This is a genomic window from Undibacterium sp. Tian12W, assembly GCF_049339405.1.
Classification (GTDB): Bacteria; Pseudomonadota; Gammaproteobacteria; order Burkholderiales; family Burkholderiaceae_D; genus Undibacterium.
Genome location: NZ_JBMPPK010000030.1, coordinates 24,093 through 44,419, shown reverse-complemented (window position 1 = coordinate 44,419; position 20,327 = coordinate 24,093). Strand labels below are relative to the sequence as shown.

The following is a 20,327-nucleotide window of genomic DNA, read 5'->3' as shown; positions in this document are numbered from 1 at the left end:
CTCAAGAATTTTTAGTAAAAAAGGCAGCTCAGGCTGCCTTTTTTACTACAGCTTTACCCTACAATAAGCATCCTTTCCCTCCAACACCCAGATATGAAGCCAGTACGACTTCCTGCTGCCGCAACAGTTGCGCTACCGCGCTGGGGAATCATCGCCCTCTGTCTCCTGTATATCCTGCCCGGCCTGATAGGCCGCGACCCGTGGAAAGGCGACGACGCTGCCGGTTTTGGCATCATGTGGACCATGGCGCATGGCAACCTGGCTGACTGGCTGTGGCCACACATCGTCGGCCTGCCCATGCCAGAAGAAGGCCCGCTGGCTTTCTGGCTCGGTGCCATCTGCATTAAATTATTTGGCTGGCTGGTAGGCGAACCTATGGCTGCGCGCATGAGCACTGGCTTCTCCTTCCTACTCGGCTCACTCTCGGTCTGGTATGCCACTTACCTGCTAGGCCGCAGGCAAGAAGCGCAACCATTGAAACTGGCCTTTGGCGGCCAGCCAGAAGCGCGCGACTTTGGCCGCACCCTGGCAGACGGTGCCCTGCTGATTTATCTGGGTTGCCTGGGCCTGCTGTTACGCAGCCACGAAACCAGTGCAGAAGCGCTGCAAATATCCCTGATCGCCTGCACCCTGTATTTGTGCATACGCCTGCTGGATGACCCAGCCAAACTCACCGCAGCAAAAATCGGTGGCATACTCGGCTTGCTGGTTCTGACCCGTGGCTGGGTATTGCCCACTGGCTTATGGATCAGCCTGCTGGCAGTCTGCGCTTATCGCCAGCAACCCCAGCCGCTGAAGTACCTTCTCTATATTGCCCTGCCGGTTGCCATTGTGGTAGCAGGCGTCTGGATTTGTGCCATCACCCTGATCAATCCTTATGACAGCTCGCCTTATCAGGCATGGATGCTGTGGAATTATCGCCAGTTCAATTTCCCTAATTTTGACAGTATCAGCTACCTGTTTCGCTACGGTATCTGGTTTAGCTGGCCCGCCTGGCCCTTTGCTGCATGGGCGATTTATGCCTGGCGCAAACAAGAAAAAGCCCTGCATATCTCATTGCCTGTCAGCTTTTTGATTTGCTTTGGTGTGCTCGGCATGCTCAATCACCAGTCTGAAGAAGCAATACTTTTACCCATCTTGCCACCACTGGCCATACTCGCAGCCTTTGGCTTACCGACCATGAAACGCAGCGCCATCAACGCGGTGGACTGGTTCTCAGTGATTGTCTTTACCACGGCTGCCGGCTCCATCTGGATGTACTGGCTGGCAGACCAGACTGGCTGGCCACAGCACATGGCAAAAAAAGTCGTGCGCGTGGTGCCAGGCTATCATTCAAGCTTCAACATTTTTGTTTTTATCATTGCACTGGCGGCGACAATTGCCTGGTTCCGTCTTGTGTACTGGCGTATCTCACGACAACCGGCCGTGCTGTGGCGTGCTGTTGTCCTGTCGAGTGGTGGCGTGATACTGTGCTGGTTACTTTTCCAAAGCCTGTGGCTGCCATGGTTTGACCAAAAGATCAGCTATGCACCGCTGGCGCAAGAACTGGCACAAAAAGTGCCTGCCAATATGGGCTGCATACAAGCCCACGTCGGCCCATCACAACGCGCCTCATTTGCGTATTTTGGCAAACTGCATTTTGCCGGCTTTTCTGACAATGAATGCCGCCTCTTGCTACTGCAAAACAGCAAAAAATCGCAAAATGAAAACCCATTGCCAGCAGAATATAATCTGGATCAATGGACAATCATCTGGTCTGGTCACCGCAGCTCTGACAATGACGAATTGTTTACCCTGTACCAGCGCAAGCAGCAATGAAGACCGAACACCCCAGCACGCTGAGCGGCAACATCAAGCGCATCGCCTCACTGTCATGGCCCATGATGGTGGGTCAGATGGCCGTGGTGGGCAATGGGGTGATAGATACAGCCATGACTTCGCGCTTCTCTGCGACTGACCTGGCAGCACTTTCCATCGGCATCTCAATTTACGTCAGTATTTTCGTTGGCCTCAACGGTATTTTGCAAGCCATTTCCCCCGTGGTCGGCCAACTGTTTGGCGCACGCAAATTCAAAAAAATAGGCGAAGAAATCAAGCAAGGCGTATGGCTGGGCGGCTTTCTCGCATGTATCGGTTGTTTGATCCTGCTGTTCCCAAATAGTTTGCTCTCCATCGCACAAGCTTCACCGACCTTGAATGACAAGGCCGCACAATACCTGCAAATCCTCGCCATCGCCCTGCCCGCCACGCTAGGCTTCAGGATTTATGGCGCACTCAATAATGCCGTTGGCCGCCCCAAGATGGTCATGGCAATACAGCTCGCTGCGCTGGCGATAAAAATCCCGCTCAATACTCTGTTCATTTTTGGTGGCCTTGGCATACCCGCCATGGGTGGCCCCGGCTGCGCGGCTGCTACCGCTGTCAATGCCTGGCTCATGCTCATTACTGGCTGGCTCATGCTCAAGCACGTCAAATATTATGAATTGTTTGCACTATTTGGCACCGGCTTCGTCAAACCCAACTGGAAAGCCCTGCGCAGCCTGCTGCACCTCGGCATACCCATGGGCCTGAGCTATCTTATCGAAGTCACCGCATTTGCCTTCATGGCCCTGTTCATCGCCCGCCTCGGTGAAGTCGCTGTATCCGGCCACCAGCTCACCGCCAACTTTGGCACCATCCTGTACATGCTCCCGCTCTCGATTGCCAGCGCCACCGGCACCCTGGTCGCGCAAGCCATCGGCGCCAAACAAATGCAGGCCGCCCGCGTCACCGGCAATGCTGGCATCATCCTCGCTGCCATGCTGGCTGTGCCCATCGGCATCACCATCTGGTTCAGCCGCGATTTGATTTTGCACGCCTACACATCGAATCCCATCATCATCGCCGCAGCCTTCCCGCTGTTCACCTTCATTTCGGTGTACCAGATTTTTGATGCGATACAAGTCACCACCGCCTTCATCCTGCGCGCCTATAAAATCGCCATCGTGCCCACCATCCTGTACGCCTTCGCACTATGGGGCTGTGGCCTCGGCGGCGGCGTCATGCTGGGCCTGGACCCCTACAACATCAGCCCCGCCTTTTTGCATGGCGCAGCAGGCTTCTGGATGGCCAACAGCACCAGCCTCGCCATCGTCGCCTTCAGCCTGTGGTACTACCTGCGCATCGTCCAAAAACGCTTCCCCACCCCCGCCATGTGGCGCAGGAACGTAAATTTCGACCAGCCAGGCAGAAACCCATGATGAATAACAAAAATAGCAAAACCAGCAAACCCGGCAAAAGCAGCAGGCCGCTTGCAAAATTTTGACGGCTCTGTCATAATTTCGTTCTGCGTTGCCGAGATGGCGGAATAGGTAGACGCACGGGACTCAAAATCCCGCGCCGCAAGGCGTGCCGGTTCGATTCCGGCTCTCGGCACCAATTAGATGTTTTAAGACATCAAGTAAGATACAAATCAACCCGTGTTTCTTTATGAAGAGCGCGGGTTTTTTGTTTTAAGACTTCTTTTCACCTCCATTAAAATCCAACAGTTTTGCATCGATACCTGAATCTATTGTGCAAACCAAAAAACTGTATGGTTGCAAAATCTCTAATTCCAAGCCGCTTTTCAGCGGTGGTGTCACAACAAAAATTGATTATTTAACGAATTCTGCTTAGAGGCAATCGGGGTTTGAAAGGCAACTATTTTTTTGCATTACTGCTCCAAAATTTCTGCTGCAATTTCTAGATCTATCATTTTTATGAATTCTTAAGTTTCAACTTTAACTCAACGCAAAATACGAAATACTAGATCAAAAATCTATACACGATTCTCAAACCTCATAATCAATGCATCGTTGGACTACTCAAATATTTGATTGAACCCCCTGCTGCCAAATATGTTTGTAGAGCAATCCAGAAATCTGCGTTTTATCCTCCGATGTGTAAGGCGGTTCAGGTAAGGTTTGATAAACATGATCGAGAATAAACGTTTCGACTTCCGCCTGTGTTTGTTCCTTCTCAGTCCAACGATCTAGTGGCGCAATTACTTTTAGAACCCCTGCCAATAAATCTTGACTTGCCTGCTTAATACGTTCGCGGTCTGATTTGCTCAAATCATCACGTTGGATCAAATCGAATAATGCCAGTTGTTCCTCCGACAAACCTTCATTCACGGCACGTAGTTGTTCTGCATTCAAGCCATTCGACAATTCTATTAACTTGGCAAAAGTGTCTTCTACAGTCGCTCTATCCTTGTCTTGATTGTAGGCGGCGATAATGTCTTGGTATTTCTTCTCGTAATTCATGCGCAGCGGGTTTTTTGCCAGCATCTGAGAGAGCTTTTCCTCAACTATTATGCGAATATCTTCAATTACTGTGGCTTTGTGTTTTACTTTTTTAGCGAATTCGTCGCGTAGCTTTTCCATGTTTATTTGAGATAAATCGACGGTCAAGCTATTCGCTTGGTCATCGCCAGGTGAATGAGTCGCTATCGCTTGATTAACAATGCGATGAAGTTTCTTAAGCAATTCTGTTACATCAGCTGTATCACGCCGTTCGGTCAATTTCTTATAAATTGCCTCGAGATTATCGTGACGCTCGGCGTATATCAGCGCAGATGGTTCAACCAACAATGCTTTAAACCGATTGAAAACCACTCGACACATGATTTCGCAACGTCGTTTCGACTCATCGCTTGTGTAGACTGCTTCCACAGCATCGGCCAAGTGTTGAATGCGCGCGAACCCCTTAGCACCGATTAAAAGACTTGCATCGAAACCCAAGCTCAACAAATGTTCCTCGGTCACCGCGATCGCATCAGCTAATGCTGCAACTCGCTCTTCAAGAGGAGCTACAATTTCTGGGTTAGTTCCAGCGTCTCCAAGCGCATATTGTGCGAGGGCCTCTCGTAGGCTTTTTAGCATACCGTTGTAATCAACGATCAACCCAAAATCTTTACCTGGATACACGCGATTTGCACGGGCAATTGCTTGCATCAATGTATGTGCGCGCATTGGTTTATCAATGTAAAGTGTGGACAAGCACTCCACATCGAAACCAGTTAGCCACATCGCGCACACGACGGCAACACGGAAAGGATGTTTAGGATTCTTAAAAGCAGTTTCGACATCAACGCGTTGACCATCTGCAGTTTCAAAACCAAGTTTCATCGTCGAACGATGTGGAATAATATCGAAGCCCCATTGTTTAAAATCAGCGACTTCGTTTTGCGCTTCACTAATAATCAATTCGATGATGGTTGAATCCATCCAACTTGCCTTTGCAAGCAAGCGATCTCGTTGAGCACGTAATATCTGTCGCGCGTCATCATCGACTTCCGCTTCGATGTTGAATAACTTCTCTTGCGCTTCTTCTCTAACGCTTTCCGCCTTTAACTTCCATTTTGGTCCAAGAAACTTAAGCATTCGTGCACATGTGATCTTGTCGATGCACACAAACAATGCCTTTCCCGCTTCCCATCGGGTGCTACAATGCTCGACGAAGTCAGTGGCAATTCGATCAAGTCGTTCATCCGCAGTAATCACCTCATAATCACGACCAACTAGTCGCTCAAGAAGCGCTGTTTCATCGTGATCCAAATTTGCGGCATCGACTTCTTTTGCGATACGGTCATTCAAATCGAGTTTTGCTAGACCTAACTTTTCACCTCGATTGTCATATACAAGCTTAACGGTTGCGCCATCTTGTTCACTACGTTTAAAGTCGTAACGTGAAACGTAGTCACCAAATATGCGTTTGGTTAAATGGTCATGCTTAAATAGTGGCGTGCCTGTAAATCCAATAAAAGCCGCATTCGGCAATGCCATACGCATATTGCGGGCAAGCTTACCTGACTGTGTTCGGTGCGCCTCATCAGAGATCACAATAATGTTATCGCGCTCGCTATACGGTTCATCCGGCTTTACATCTTGGTTAAATTTGTGAATTAAACTAAAGACGTATCGGTGATTTTCAGTTAATAGCTGTTGCAACTCTCGACCGGAGCCAGCTCGCGGTGTTTGTTGATCTGCGACACCACAGCCGACAAACGTTTTGTAGATTTGGCTGTCAAGATCATCACGGTCTGTCATCAAGACAAAAGTAAAATTACCAGGAACGGTACGACGCACTTTTTCAGCAAAGAAGGCCATTGAATACGATTTACCACTTCCTTGCGTGTGCCAAACAACCCCCAAACGACCTAAATCTGGATGCGCTCGTTCGATAATTGACAGGTATTGAGTTTCAGCTTCCGCTGCGTTTGGATAGGCGATAATTTTGTCATTACTGGCCTTTGCAGCGTCAGAATATGGCGGATCGAAAGTACGATAAGTCAGTCGCTTACCAACAGGGAATTCACGTTTTAGGAGCTCTTGTCGCAGAGCAGAATCCACTGCTTGATTTACACCTAACATCTGATGATTACGTGCTACAACTTTGCGGACATTCCCTGCTTTGCTAGCATCAAATAAAATAAAATTCTCTAAAATATCGAGCAATCGGTCCTTTGCCAACATGCCATTCAACATGACTTCTGCCGCTACGTTTCCAACATCATTTTCATTCAGGCGCTTCCATTCTCCAAAATGTTCCCATGTGCTAGTAATCGAACCAAACCGCGCATTGTCGCCATTACTGACAATCAAAAAAGCGTTATGATGAAAAGCATGAGCAATCACATTCTCATCCATGTAATCACGCAAATTACCATCAAATCCTGCTCGGATATTTTTGTAGACAGCTTTTAGTTCGATGAATACTAACGGCAAGCCATTTATGAAGCAAACCAGATCTGCGCGACGATTGTAGTTCGGAGCACGCAGGCCGGTTAATTTCAGTTCTCGAACAACCAAAAAACGATTGTTGTCACTGTTTCGGAAGTCAATTACAGTAGTCTGAGCATTGCAGATTTGGCCTTTTGCGTCTCGATAACTTACCGGCACACCATCTCTGATTAAATTATGAAAAGTTTGATTGTGCAGCAATAACGAACGTGAAAAATCGTGGTGCGTAAGCTTGGTAATCGCAGATTCAATTGCGATTGCCGGTAATTCTGGATTGAGTCGTTCCAGCGCCTTTTTCAATTCACGAACTAAGACGACATCACGTTCACTATTGCGACCGAGCGTTCCATCAGGTCCGAATGTTTCTTTGTTCCAAGCATAAACACTAGTCCATCCTAGCGCCTTTTCTAAGTATTCTGAAAAGGTTGCCTGCACCAACCTGTCTTCGCTGTTGATATCCGTGTATGCCATAGAAAGCAGCTCCAGCGTTTTCGTTAGTTGATTTTTTCAGCTTGCAACGCCTCTTCTTGCGTCATCGACAAAAGCTTGACGTTTAGAGCGATAGCAATAGCTCTTGCACGTCGCTGGATGAATGCGTCGTAATCATCGTTATTAACACCGTATCCTTCCAAATCGTGAATGAGATGCGTTTTTAAAGAGTCCATTAAACTATGGTTGGTTTCACAAAACTCTTTTGTATACTTGCTTGGCGATTTTTTTCCAATACGATGTTTGTTTGAATAGCCATCAATCAAAGTAATATTCGCGATCAAATTTGGTTCCTTGCTTCTATCGACACTTGCGAGATAAGCCTTTGGAAAGAAATGATGATAATTGCGACTGGTAGCGATCCTGAGATTACTATTATCCAAAATAACGATGCCGTTGGTATCAAAAGATTTTGGCTGTTGATAAGCCATGAGACACAAAATTGCTTTGCAATAGCCATTACCAGCGGAGAACCACGTCTCAGCAATTTTTTCTGGAGATATGGTTAATTCAGTATTCGGGTAGATGGGATTCTTGCAATTAGCGACGGCATCCATCTTATTGAAGTCTTCACTTAACTTTGACTCCGTCGAAGCACTATAGCGCTCTGTTAATCCAGCCCAATAAAAGAACTGTTCAAGCAACCTAATCTGCTCCATCTTTGGTTTTTTATTGGCCGTCACTTTAAAGAAGTACACCAAAGGGATTAGCAACGCGGGATATGGCACGAGTTGCGATACCGGCACACGCAATTCAGCCCGGATAAAATCAATCGCCATGAACAGCGATGCTTTCATTGGCTCCCAATTCTCAATAAAAACTTCACGACGTATTTTGAGTATGTCCCTACTACGTACCGCTCTTAGCGTAATTGCCGCGACACATTGTATGATAATAGATTCAGGAAGTGTCTCGAATTTAGCAAAGGTTAGACATTCCTTTTCATCCCCACTTCCATCACGAAGTAACTCATACTTCTCAGCCAAATCGAATTTCTTCGCTTCATCATAGGTTTTGGCAACCATGATCTCAAAAACGGTCAGAGATTTACCACCGGTATTAATGCGAGAGAAAATTTCACAAGCCACTTCGATCGGATAATCTTTGATTGTAATCGTCGAAAAATCATAGTTGGTCAACTTATTTTTGTATGTCTCGATTTGCTTGAGTGTTTCACGAATAGGGAACTCATCCAATAGATCAGTCACCTGACTAGTCAGTATGCGGTGGACAGATACGTAGCGTTTACCTGCTCGCCGCTCAGTTACTACGATCTGTTCGTCTTTCTCTGGGTCGTGATCTAAGTTGATATAGATGTCGCGATAATCAACCTCTTTCCCATCCTTGGTGATACGTATGCCTTTGCGAATCGCGTAAAGCGAAGTGATGCGCTGTTGTCCATCCAATATATACTGGGCGTAATCACCTTTATCTGTCTCTGGCAATTTGTGATTGCCGACTTCTTTGTAGCTGCGCAATTCTTCCTTCGTCTTCCAGAAAATGAAGGTACCAATCGGGAAACCCTTGAGGATCGAATCAATCAGCTTTGACGACTGCTCTTTTTCCCACACAAACTCACGTTGAAACATCGGCAGCTTAATTTGCCCACTGTCAATCTCCACGAAGAGTGCTTCATATTTCTTATTGTGGTTGTCTGGTTGGAGGAATACCGATCTTTCTGAATTAGAAACTGGTAGAACTGGTTTGACGTCGCTCATTGTTATCCCTTGGATTTATTAAACGGCAAGTTCACCGCTCAACAAGCGTGGAAGTAATAAGTCACGCGCGGTGCGTAGTTTCTCGCTTTGAGATGTGATGTTTTTAATTTGTGCGAATATCGGCAACGCAAATTCATCAAAGGCTCTACCCAAAACAGGCGATGGAATCAGTACATTTTGTCGATGTACAGTTTTGCGATCAAGCGTAGGAACGGAGGAACCACCGTTAAATTGTTTTAAATCGAGTTCTCGTAATAAGAATAATGCAAAGAAAGGCGAAACGCGTTTGAATTCTTTTATCCACAGTGTCGTGTTAAGTGGCCAATAATCTTCATCGACATACTGTACTTCACCTAAAGTACCGCTTCGCCCTGTGACAATACCAGGTGCACAAGCTTTAGCCTTATTATGATAGCCAAGGATTCCAGTAGATCCATAAATTGGAACTGTACCCTCTTCTCTACTCTGCGTAGGAAGGTCGAAGCCACGTTGTAGCACCAACGTAGACTCAAGTGCTACCCGCTCCCATCCTTTTGGCACGCCATCAATTATGTGTGTATGTTCATGGCCAGGAAAGCGTAGGTGCACGAACCATTCACGGTAAAGTAGACGCGCAGATTCTTCCAGCAACGCAATGCGGCGGCGGTTATTTTCAATTATGGCATCGTAGAAAGACAGAATGCTGCCAACCTTTTTTTGATAGCTCACATCCCGCGGCACTCGAACAACACATTCCTTTATACGTGTTGGTGCAGTATGACGAACTGTCGCCCCACTGGCAGAACCACGAACTTGAGCGCGATAATTGTGTGAGTTCAGTAGATAGTAAAGAAAGCCTTTATCGATTCGCATTACATCAGTAATTTGAACTAAACCTAATCGTTGGTTATGCAGAAAACGGTTGTTCTCTGGGATCATAAATGCGCCGCCGAGTATTGGCGCAGTGTTGATAAGATCTGTCATAACAACGAGCATGTCGCCTTCAGACATTAGGTACTCGGGAGGGAATTCACCCGAATAAAATTTTTCCTTGTCGCCCTTAAGCTTCAAACCACCTTCTTCATGACAGTTTCCTGGTGATAAAAGGATATACAGGCCGGAGTCTGTAAAAAATTCACTTTTGAAGGCATAACCATGCTTGATGTCGATCACTTCACCAAGCTTCAGGCTAACCCACTTCATTGGTCACCTCGTTTGTAAGGACTGGAACTGTTTTCGTAAGCGCACAGGCAAAAAGTAAACGTTAAAAGGACCGTCCTATTGCAATATTTTTGGAGCTCAATCAAGAAGCTACCATATTCAACCTGACAAAATTCGCTCATACACCCAGCTCTTCAAAATTGATTTGTATCTGCGCAGCCAATTCGGCAGCTTCACGGTTCAGGTCGGCCAATTCTAGATGAATATCGCGCAGGCTTTGTTCAAAATCAAAATCTTCATCAACTTCTGCGGGGGCAACACCGACAAAGCGCCCCGGCGTTAAGCTCCAGTCGGCCGCTTCAATCTCACTATGGTGTACCACTCTGCATAATCCCAACACGTCGCACATTTCTGCATTCGGAAAGCGCTCTTGCAGCCAAGTGATCTGACGTTGAAAATAGGAACCGTGCTTAATTTGTTCGACAGCCTGCTTACGAACCTGCTCCAACAGTTTGATTAACTTATTTAATTCACGCCGCTCAAATAATTTATCGGCTTGCTCGTAGGTAGCTTCCCCCTGTGTCAATACCTGTGCCAATTGTGCAGTGAGAGCAGCCTGCTTGTAGAGCAAGTCGATTTGCTTATTCAAACCACGGCCAGCATCTGCCAATGGTGCAAATACCAATCTAGCAGCATGTTGGGCTTTATTGGTTTTTGGAGACTCATTATATTGGCTGCAAAAAGTCGCCAATCCGGTCACAAATGCGGAGCGATCAATGGCGTAGCTAGTCGCGGCATTGGTCCACTCGAGCTGCGCTTCAATCAAACTTAGGCGGGCCGTATCAAAGCCATCCTGTGGCTGCGCTTCGATTTGTTTAACACCATCAATAAAACTGCTCAGATGCGTATGGCAATCGGTCAAGCAGGTCTCAAATGCAGTCAAGGCAGGCGCAACGGCGACAGCTTCATTGCGTAGGTTCACGCAGTAATTTTGTATGAGTCCTAAAAACCGAGATTGTTGGCCACGGTAGAGCCAGACGATCGCGGCTAAATTCGCCTGTTGTTCAGGTGAGAAATCAAAAATTTTTCGCGTTACTTTGCGGTAGACATTGCGTGCGTCGAGCATTAAGACATACTCCTTGCGCTCATCTGGTTTTGCGCGGTCGAAATGCCACAATTCACAAGGTACGGTACGGGTGTAAAAAAAATTAGAACGGATCGCGATCATTACATCCACATCGCCGGTCTCTACTAATTTGCGACGCACTTCTTTTTCGCCATGCCCTGCACTACTCGCCTGCGAGGACATAACAAAACCAGCACGCCCCTTTGGCGATAAATAGCTGTGAAAGTATGAAATCCAAAGATAATTGCCATTCGAGACGTGCTTATCTTTATTAATGCCGGGTAGACCGAATGGCAAGCGACGATCGGTCTTGATCGTTTCGGCATCGACTTTATCGACATTGAATGGTGGGTTCGCCATCATAAAGTCGACGTTACCCCAAAGTGGGCGGCCATCTTGTAATCGATGTGGATCGTCATAGAAAGTATTGGCCTCCTGAATGTCGCCTTCCAAGCCATGCACAGCAAGATTCATCTTTGCCAAACGAATAGTAGCAGGTGTTTTCTCTTGGCCATAGAAAGTCACACGCTTCATTGTTTCAAAGCCCTCATGCTCGATGAAGTGACTACTTTGCACAAACATGCCGCCTGATCCACATGCGAGATCAGCCACAACGCCATGATCTGGCTCGATCACGTTGACAAGCGTTTGTACTAGGGACGGAGGCGTAAAAAACTCTCCATTATCCTGCGCGCCTTGCATGGCAAACTTCATCAAGAAATATTCATAAATCCGACCGAACACGTCTCCAGTAGCATTGCGTAAGGTCTCTGAATCAAAACAGCGCAGCAAATTTTCTAACAATTTATTATCGAAGCGATCGTACTCTTTGGGCAAACTGCCTTGTAGCGGTGGGAAATCAGCTTCAATAGCATTCATCGCCGCGACTAACGAAGTGCCTAAACTTCCTCCAGATGGAAGGCTAAGTAAAGTATCGTAATGGGCAGAAACCGGTAACTGTAATGCTCGCCGTTTAATGAAATCTGCTTTAGTCAGAGGGCGATTAGGCATCTTGCCAGCGGCTTGATCCGCCTGGATAGCGTCCAATGCGGAACGATAACGGTTTGTGGCATGCCGTAAAAAAATCACCCCAAGCACAGGCATGGAGTATTCAGTGGCAGTAAGATTAGAGTTAGCGCGGAGCTGATCGGCAGCCTCCCAGAGGGTGGCTTCTACTTGTGAGATGCTATCAAAGGCGTTTATGGTCATTGATTATTTTTGATTTTATTTACGAAGGGAAATGTAAGCTCAACCTATCTCACAACTTAATAACTTGTCTACTTAAACAATTAAAACAAAAAGATAAATTTGAAAGCTATAACTAGGTCGAAACTTCTCGGCCTATTTTAATACCTATGCTCATCCACCAAATGCTTATTAAAGCTGTACTTGCTGCCACCTTGCAGCACGTCTGTCAGGCGTTTGGGGTTGGCGGATGAGATGAAGATGTCGGCGATGCCGTCCTTGACGCGGAACTTGGTGGCAGGGCTCAGGATGTTGTTGGCTTTGATCATCAGGTGGCGGATGATTTTGGCTTTTTCGCTGCAGATGAGGAAGTGGTTTTCTTTTCTGAAGTTGGTCAGGGGGATGTTGAGCCACCAGCCCTCGTCGTTGCCATAACGGACGACTTGGGAGAATTGGGTGTTGCCTTCGTTGAGGACGTTGGCTTGCAGGGAATCGTTGGCGATTTGGATGGCTTCGGCTTTGTTCATTTTTTGATCTTTTGGAAATTGTGAGCAGATGGGAGGACAAATTGCACCTGGGGCTTTCGACTGAAACCCATCACCATCCCGACCTTCCCCTTGAAGGGGAAGGAGCTGCAAGGCTACATTGTAATCCCTGGCGTTTGCCCGGTGTCCAACATTGCGTTAAACTGTATGCATATACAGTTATTTAAACGCTACTCCCCTGCCTCATGCTTGCCAATCTGGATAATCCTTTTTACTACCTTGAAAACTTCCAGGCCGTGCTGGACTGGGTGGGTGGGCGCTATGCAGATTTGCTGACTGATGATGAAGAGACATTTATTGCGCAGTTTGGCAGCCTGGCGCAGGCATCGCGGGCTTTGTTTGTGCGTATGGTGATGCGCAAGGGTTGTGTGTTCAGGGCCAGCAAGCTGGTGTATGGCGAGATTGGTGATACCTGTGCTGCCATGCAGGCGCTGGTGGATGTGGGCTGGGTGCAGGCTGATCCTGAGCTCGATATTGCTGGCTTGTTTGATTTGCTGCAAAAGCCTGAGCTGGCGCTGTTGTTGGCGATAACGCCTGCTGAAAAGAAATTGCCCAAGGCTGAGCAACTTGGCTTGTTTAGCTTGCGGCATACGGGTAGCCAGGCATTTTCTGCGTGGTGCTCAGGTGCTGTCAGTGCGCTGGACGATGTGGCTTACCAGGTTGTGAACAAGGATTTGTGTGATCGTTTGCGGCTGCTGTTTTTTGGTAATCTGTATCAGGACTGGTCTGAGTTTGTTTTGTCTGACCTGGGTATTTTCCAATATGAGAAGGTGGAATTTTCTGCGGCCTCGCGTGGCTTTGGCTGCCGTGCGGATATTGATGCTTATCTGGCTTTGCATGCCTGTCGTGAGGCTTTTCATGCGGAGTTGCCGGTACCAGAAGTGCTAGCGCAACTAGCTGGTTTGCATGACCTGGAAAATGCCTGGATTGCCAGCCGCCGTAACCGCTTGTTGTATCAGATTGGCGATTACCTTGAAAAGCAAAAGGACTGGGCGCTGGCGCAGCAGGTGTATGCGGGCTGCACTTACCCTGGTGCGCGTTTGCGGGCCATACGGGTGCTGGAGAAAAGCGAACAGACGCAGGCCGCCTATGATTTGCTGACGCTGGCGCAGCAAGCGCCCGAGAGTGAGGCAGAGCATCAACAGGTGTTGCGTATCGCGCCGCGCCTCAGTCGCAAGCTGGGGCTGGCTAAAGTTGCCAAAGCGGCTCGTACATCACCAACAGAACTGGCCTTGCACCTGCCCTTCCCGCAAGAAGATTATGTGGTTGAGTATGTAGTGCGCGACCATTTGCATGCAGATGATGCGCCGGTGTTTTATGTAGAGAATGCGCTCATCAATTCTCTGTTTGGTTTGCTGTGCTGGCATGTGATTTTCAAGGCGATACCGGGGGCGTTTTTTCATCCTTTCCAGCGTGAGCCTGTGGATTTATTGAGCGCCGATTTTCAGACGCGGCGGGCAGATGATTTTGCGGCCTGTTTTGCACAACTGGAGTCGGGTATTTATCACCAGACCATACGGCAAACGTATGCGGCCAAGTCTGGTTTGCAATCACCCTTTGTGTTTTGGAGTACGTTGTCTGAAGACTTGCTGGAGATGGCGCTAACATGCATACCGGCTCAGCATCTGAAGCATAGTTTTGAACGCATCTTGCTCGACATACGCGCCAACCGCAATGGCTTTCCTGATCTGATACAGTTTTGGCCGCAAGAGCAGCGCTACAGGATGATAGAGGTCAAAGGGCCAGGCGACAAGCTGCAGGATAACCAGAAACGCTGGCTGGACTTTTGTGCCAGGCATGACATGCCAGTGGCTGTTTGCTACCTTGAGTGGCAAGAGGCTGGGCAGTGAGTGCCATAAGCTCAGCCAGTTATACCGTCGCCGTGCGTGCCTTGTGCGAATTCACGGCCAAGCAAGGTGATCTGGATTTGCGCTTTACGCCTTCGCCCACTGCCGAGCAAGGCATGGCTGGGCATGCAACAGTTGCCTTGCGCAGAAGCAGCAGCTACCAGCGCGAAGTAAAACTGGAAGGTCAACATGGCAGCTTGCATGTGCGTGGCCGCGCCGATGGTTATGACCCTGACTTGCAGCAGATAGAAGAAATCAAGACCTACCTGGGTGACTTGCATGCGATGCCAGAAAATCACAGGCATTTGCACTGGGCGCAAGCAAAGGTGTATGGGCATTTGTTATGTCAAAAGCTGGGCTTGCAAAAGATCAGTGTGGCGCTGGTGTATTTCAATATACAAAGCCAGAAAGAAACGGTGTTGCAACAAGAATTACCTGCAGCTGAATTGGCAGATTTTTTTGCTTTGCTGTGTGGCCGCTTTATTGCCTGGGCTGAACAGGAAGTCGCACATCGTGCAGCGCGTGATCTGGCTTTGGCGGACATGGTCTTTCCACACGCGACATTCAGGCCAGGGCAAAGGCAACTGGCTGAAGCCATGTATAAGGCCAGCAAGCGCGGCTGTTGCCTGTTGGCGCAAGCGCCGACGGGTATAGGCAAGACCATAGGCAGTTTGTTCCCCTTGTTAAAGGCGACGGCAGAACACAAGCTGGACAAGATTTTTTATCTGGCGGCAAAAACATCGGGGCGGCAACTGGCTTTGCATGCGCTGGGCAATATCCAGAACAGCACGCCAAAACTGGGCTTGCGCACGCTGGAACTGGTCGCCAAGACCAAGGCATGTGAATACCCTGAAGCGGCTTGTCACGGCGATGCCTGTCCGCTTGCCAAAGGTTTTTATGACCGCCTGCCTGCTGCGCGTGCGGCCGCTGTTGAACAGCAATTGCTGGACAAGGAGGGCTTGCGCAGCATCGCTCTCCAACACCAGGTTTGCCCTTATTACCTGGGCATAGAAATGGCACGCTGGGCCGATGTCATCATAGGCGACTATAACTATTATTTTGATCTGTATGCTTTGCTGCATGGCTTAACCATAGTAAATAACTGGCGAGTCGCCGTGCTGGTGGATGAGGCGCACAATATGATGACGCGGGCCCGCCAGATGTATAGTGCAGAGCTGCAGCGTGATAGCCTGAAACGCTTGCGCAAGTCACCACCGCCAGCGCTCAAAAAAACTTTGGATAGTTTGTATCGCGCATGGCTGCAACTGGAAAAAGAGCAGGAGCCTGATTACCAGCCCCATGCAGAAATACCAGAAAAGTTGTCGGCCGCATTGACGCGACTATGCACAGAAATTGGTCTTTACTTTGCTGACAACCCAAGCCAGTTAGCGCCGGATTTGCAGCAGTTTTATTTGGATGCCTTGCTGTTCAATCGTCTGGCAGAAAGCTTTGCTGATCATTCGATATTCGATGTCAGCAAAGCGCATGGCACGTCGACGCTCTGCATACGCAATATTGTGCCTGCTGCTTTCCTGACACCGCGTTTTGCGGCCAGTCATACGACAGCGCTGTTCTCGGCTACGCTTAGTCCATGGAATTATTATTGCGACACGCTAGGCATGCCAGATGGCACGGCCTGGGTGGATGTGGAATCACCCTTCTCTGCTGATCAGTTGCAAGTACACGTAGTGGATAGTGTATCTACCCGCTATGCCGACCGCGCGCGTTCTGTTGCACCTATCGTCGCCTTGATGGCGCGGCAGTATCATGCGCAGCCGGGTAATTATCTGGCCTTCTTTAGCAGCTTTGATTATCTTGAGCAGGTCAGCAGCAGCTTTACTAATGCATATCCTAATATTCCTGTGCGTTTGCAAACCCGGCGTATGAATGAAGCGGATCGTGAAGAGTTCCTGGCGCAATTTACTGAGGATAGTCAGGGGATAGCTTTTGCTGTTCTCGGTGGTTCATTTGGTGAAGGGATAGATTTGCCGGGTGCTCGCCTGATAGGTGCGTTTATCGCGACGTTGGGTCTGCCACAACTGAACCCCATCAATGAACAGATCAAGCTGCGCATGGATAAGATTTTTGGCGCGGGGTATGACTATGCTTATCTTTATCCTGGCTTACAAAAGGTGGTGCAGGCTGCAGGGCGGGTGATACGGCAGACGGATGACAAGGGTGTGGTGTATTTGATTGATGACCGGTTCGGGCGAAGCGATGTGCGGGCTTTGTTGCCGGGGTGGTGGGCAATGAGGTAGCTGTATCGCACCCTTGTAGGTTGGGCTACGCTTCATCAGCCCAACACTGGGTCTCAGCAAACGTATACGTCATTTAAACGCCCAGTATTGGGCTGGTAAACCGTAGCCCAACCTACATTTCCAGCCCAATCAACACAAACACTCCATTAAACAAGTAAACCTTGTTATTTAAAGAAACAATGTATATATTAACGGAACTCAATCACCATTTTTATAGAAGTTCGTCTCGATTATGAAAACTTCCAAGTCCCAGCAAGAGCAAACCAGGCGCACGCTAATACGTACTGCCGTTGATCTGATTACGGAAAAAGGCTATGACGCCGCCACCATGAAGCAGATTGCCCGTGAGGCGGGTATAGGGGATGCGACGATTTACAAGTACTTCCCCAGCAAGGAAAAAATCCTGCTCGCTTACTATGAGCTGTGTATAGAAATCACGCTGGAAATAGCGCAGGAAACGCCGGGCTGGGAAGAGTTCACTTTGCAAGAAAAACTGCAAAGGCTGGTCGATTCCCTGCTTGAACTCTTGCTCGGTGACCGTGAGTTTGTTGCCATCACGCGCGATATTTTTGGCAAGTCTCCACTTTTAATGATGCGTGACAATATGCCAGGCCAGCAAACCCTGAAGCAGGCTATCGTGGGCTTTTTGGACGAGGCAGAACAACGCGGTGATATCTCGCCTTGCGATTTCAAGAACCTGATCGGTGGTTTGTTTGGCGATTACCTGTTTGCCGTCATCGCGTACTGGCTCAAGGATGAATCGGAAGAATTCTCAAATACTACGCAACTGGTGGATTTGACGCTGGCAATCATGGTTGTGGCTTTGAAGAGTGGCATCGTCAATAAAGTGTCAGAACTTGCCAGCTTCATGCTGCGTAACCAGCTGTCGCGCCTCATGCAAAATGGCTCTGGTTTGCTGGACATGTTTAAGCTCATGCAGAATGGATTGGGACGTGGCCTGGGGGATGCACGATGAACAAGGCACCACCTGCCAGCAAACTGGGCAGAACTGCAATTACTGGCCTCGCTCTGGCGCAGGCTGGTGCCAGCAAGCTAGGACACAAGGCGCGGCAAATGCTACGCAGCGATGATGACAAACAGGCTGCGCAAGAAAAACATGAAGCTGAACTGGGCCGCATACTGTTCAAGGCACTGAATCAGTTGAAAGGCAGTGCGCTGAAGGTATCGCAACTGCTGAGCATGGAAGCAGATTTTCTCCCGGAAGGCATACGCCGTGAACTGGCGAAAGGCTGCCACCAGGTCACACCGCTGAACCGTGCGTTGATCCATAAAGTTTTCCAGCGTGAATTTGGCAAGGCACCAGAACATCTGTATGCGCAATTTGATGCGCACGCCTTTGCTGCAGCCAGTCTGGGGCAAGTACATCATGCTCAAATGGCTGATGGAAAACAACTTGCGGTAAAGGTGCAATACCCTGGCATAGCGGCTGCGATAGGCAGTGATTTGCGCATGTTGCGTGGCATTTTCCAGACCATGGCGATAGGCTCTACCATGCTGCCTCGCAAGGAGGTCATCGATCGCTTCATGAACGAGCTGGAAGTGAAGATGGGCGAAGAGCTCGATTATGAGCACGAGGCCATGCAACTGAACTGGTTTCATGCCCGCGTTAACCTGCCCGGCATCGTCATACCGAAATGCCTGAATGACATGTCAAGCAAGCGGGTGTTGACGATGGAAAAAATCGACGGCCTGCACCTTGATGCATGGCTGGCGACAACACCCGATCAGGCGCAGCGCAATCACTTTGGGCAACTGCTGTTTGACTGGTTCTGGTTCAGCGTGTGTGAACTGGGGCGCTTGCATGCAGACCCGCATCCTGGCAATTTTTTGTTCATGCCGGATGGGCAACTGGCAGTACTGGATTTTGGTTGCACGAATAAAGTCTCTTACCAATTTTGTGATGCGACGGCACGTAGCTGGCACGCCCTGTTGATGACAGATGAAGCCGGGCGCAATCGTCTTTTGCGCCAGGCCTACATGGATCTGGGTTTGTTTGCAGATACAGTCACGCAAGATGAATTTGATGGCAGCATCATGCCAGCACTGGCTGATTTGCATGCGTGGAAGATGGAGCCATTTCAAACCAGCCAGTTTGACTTTAGTAATAAATCTGGCTATCCCAAAAACATGAATGCAGAACATAACAAATTGCTGTCTGGCGTACTGCAAGGCTGGCATGAGGATGTGCCCTACTTTGATCGCGCCTATCTTGGCCTGATGAATATGCTGAGGAAAATGGGGGCTGTAGTCAATACAGAAATAGCCTGGACCAGGCAAGGAGCCGTTCATGTCAACACCAACTAAAACCCGCACAATCTGGATAGGCCGTTATTTGATTATCGTTGCTGCGCTGCATACGATAGTGGCATTTTTGATTTACGGCCAAGTCTTTGTTGGCATGCTGGAGCGTGGCGTGTTCAATACAGTAAATCGTGATCCTTTACGATCAGCGGCGACATGGTTCCTGCTGTTTGGTGGCCCGCTTTTTCTATTGGGCATCTGCATCAATAGCCTTGAACAAAAACCTGACTTTACTGAAGCGGGCATGATGGGCCTGGGGATATTACTGTGCTCCATCCTGGGTGTAATACTGATGCCGGTGTCAGGTTTCTGGCTGGCCATGCCTGCAGCGATTGCATTGATGAATTTGCGCCCATGCGCAGGGCAAAGGCAAATAGCATGAAAAACAAAATCACAGAAACTGCAGTGCCAGCCAATAGCAAGATCGCTGAAGATGTGCCGGGCGCTTACTTTTATGATTGCTATCAAACACCTTTTGATCACACAAAATTAAGTGCGATGCAAATCTATATGGATACCTTCGCAAAAACACCCGCCTGGGTCAATGCATTGATGGGTGTGCGTAACCGAGTGGTTGGTTTATTTGGCCTGAAAAATCTGGGTGGGATGAAGGCGCTGAACAAGAGCAAAACCGCAGAAGCCTACAAAGTAGGCGACAGGGCTGGAATATTTTCTCTGGTGTATAAATCTGATGACGAAGTCATACTCTGTGATTCTGACAAGCATCTTGATGTCAAGGTATCGGTCAGCAAGCAAACCCGGGATGGTCAGCCCTTCATTGCAGTCACCACCGTGGTGCATGTACACAATAACCTGGGGCGGGCATATATGTTGTTCGTGGGGCCGGCACACAAGGTGATTGCCCCGGCGGTATTGGCCAGAGCCTGAGGGTGGTATTAGCGAGGGCTCAAGATATCATCTTGCTTGATTTAACAG

At 48.6% G+C, this 20,327-nt stretch carries 13 protein-coding genes and 1 tRNA gene; 9 read left to right on the top strand and 5 right to left on the bottom strand.

Annotated features, from left to right (window positions below):
- The first annotated feature begins 93 nt into the window (after window positions 1-93).
- The 3 genes from ACO0LI_RS27685 (at window position 94) to ACO0LI_RS27675 (ending at window position 3,417) form a co-directional block, all read left to right on the top strand.
- A complete protein-coding gene (locus ACO0LI_RS27685; RefSeq protein WP_423036774.1) occupies window positions 94-1,818 on the top strand; it encodes an ArnT family glycosyltransferase in 1,725 nt (574 codons plus the stop codon).
- Window positions 1,815-3,239: an MATE family efflux transporter gene (locus ACO0LI_RS27680; RefSeq protein ID WP_423036772.1), complete on the top strand. Its 1,425-nt coding sequence runs from the start codon at window positions 1,815-1,817 to the stop codon at window positions 3,237-3,239. The genes ACO0LI_RS27685 and ACO0LI_RS27680 overlap by 4 nt, the downstream gene beginning before the upstream one ends.
- Before the next feature lie 93 nt (window positions 3,240-3,332).
- Window positions 3,333-3,417 (top strand) — tRNA-Leu (locus ACO0LI_RS27675).
- Between the two features lie 425 nt (window positions 3,418-3,842).
- Here ACO0LI_RS27675 and ACO0LI_RS27670 read toward each other — a convergent pair.
- From ACO0LI_RS27670 to ACO0LI_RS27650, 5 genes are all read right to left on the bottom strand, one after another.
- Complete coding sequence (locus ACO0LI_RS27670) at window positions 3,843-7,232, bottom strand: type I restriction endonuclease subunit R (RefSeq protein ID WP_423036770.1); 3,390 nt, start codon at window positions 7,230-7,232, stop codon at window positions 3,843-3,845.
- Between the two features lie 23 nt (window positions 7,233-7,255).
- Complete coding sequence (locus ACO0LI_RS27665) at window positions 7,256-8,968, bottom strand: GmrSD restriction endonuclease domain-containing protein (protein WP_423036768.1); 1,713 nt, start codon at window positions 8,966-8,968, stop codon at window positions 7,256-7,258.
- Window positions 8,969-8,986: 18 nt separating this feature from the next.
- A complete protein-coding gene (locus ACO0LI_RS27660; protein WP_423036766.1) occupies window positions 8,987-10,150 on the bottom strand; it encodes a restriction endonuclease subunit S in 1,164 nt (387 codons plus the stop codon).
- Between the two features lie 136 nt (window positions 10,151-10,286).
- Window positions 10,287-12,443 carry an N-6 DNA methylase gene (locus ACO0LI_RS27655; protein ID WP_423036764.1) on the bottom strand — a complete coding sequence of 719 codons (2,157 nt, stop codon included), beginning with the start codon at window positions 12,441-12,443 and terminating at the stop codon, window positions 10,287-10,289.
- A 137-nt stretch (window positions 12,444-12,580) separates the two neighbouring features.
- Window positions 12,581-12,946 carry a hypothetical protein gene (locus ACO0LI_RS27650; protein WP_110257271.1) on the bottom strand — a complete coding sequence of 122 codons (366 nt, stop codon included), beginning with the start codon at window positions 12,944-12,946 and terminating at the stop codon, window positions 12,581-12,583.
- 203 nt (window positions 12,947-13,149) lie between these two features.
- Between ACO0LI_RS27650 and ACO0LI_RS27645 the strand changes: the two genes are divergently transcribed.
- The 6 genes from ACO0LI_RS27645 to ACO0LI_RS27620 all read left to right on the top strand — a co-directional run bounded on the left by ACO0LI_RS27645 (window position 13,150) and on the right by ACO0LI_RS27620 (window position 20,279).
- Window positions 13,150-14,814 carry a VRR-NUC domain-containing protein gene (locus ACO0LI_RS27645; RefSeq protein ID WP_423036762.1) on the top strand — a complete coding sequence of 555 codons (1,665 nt, stop codon included), beginning with the start codon at window positions 13,150-13,152 and terminating at the stop codon, window positions 14,812-14,814.
- The gene (locus ACO0LI_RS27640) at window positions 14,811-17,069 is read left to right on the top strand and encodes a helicase C-terminal domain-containing protein (protein WP_423036760.1); all 2,259 of its coding nucleotides are present in this window, start codon (window positions 14,811-14,813) and stop codon (window positions 17,067-17,069) included. The genes ACO0LI_RS27645 and ACO0LI_RS27640 overlap by 4 nt, the downstream gene beginning before the upstream one ends.
- Before the next feature lie 232 nt (window positions 17,070-17,301).
- Window positions 17,302-18,045, top strand: a complete 744-nt coding sequence (locus ACO0LI_RS27635) for a TetR family transcriptional regulator (protein WP_422952725.1) — start codon at window positions 17,302-17,304, stop codon at window positions 18,043-18,045.
- On the top strand, window positions 18,042-19,394 hold the full coding sequence (locus tag ACO0LI_RS27630) for an ABC1 kinase family protein (protein WP_423036758.1): 1,353 nt from the start codon (window positions 18,042-18,044) through the stop codon (window positions 19,392-19,394). Before ACO0LI_RS27635 ends, ACO0LI_RS27630 begins: the two co-directional genes overlap by 4 nt.
- Window positions 19,378-19,773, top strand: a complete 396-nt coding sequence (locus ACO0LI_RS27625; RefSeq protein WP_423036756.1) for a DUF6463 family protein — start codon at window positions 19,378-19,380, stop codon at window positions 19,771-19,773. The genes ACO0LI_RS27630 and ACO0LI_RS27625 overlap by 17 nt, the downstream gene beginning before the upstream one ends.
- Window positions 19,770-20,279 (top strand): DUF2867 domain-containing protein, encoded by a 510-nt coding sequence (locus ACO0LI_RS27620; protein ID WP_422952722.1) that lies wholly within the window; start codon window positions 19,770-19,772, stop codon window positions 20,277-20,279. The genes ACO0LI_RS27625 and ACO0LI_RS27620 overlap by 4 nt, the downstream gene beginning before the upstream one ends.
- Window positions 20,280-20,327 lie beyond the last annotated feature (48 nt).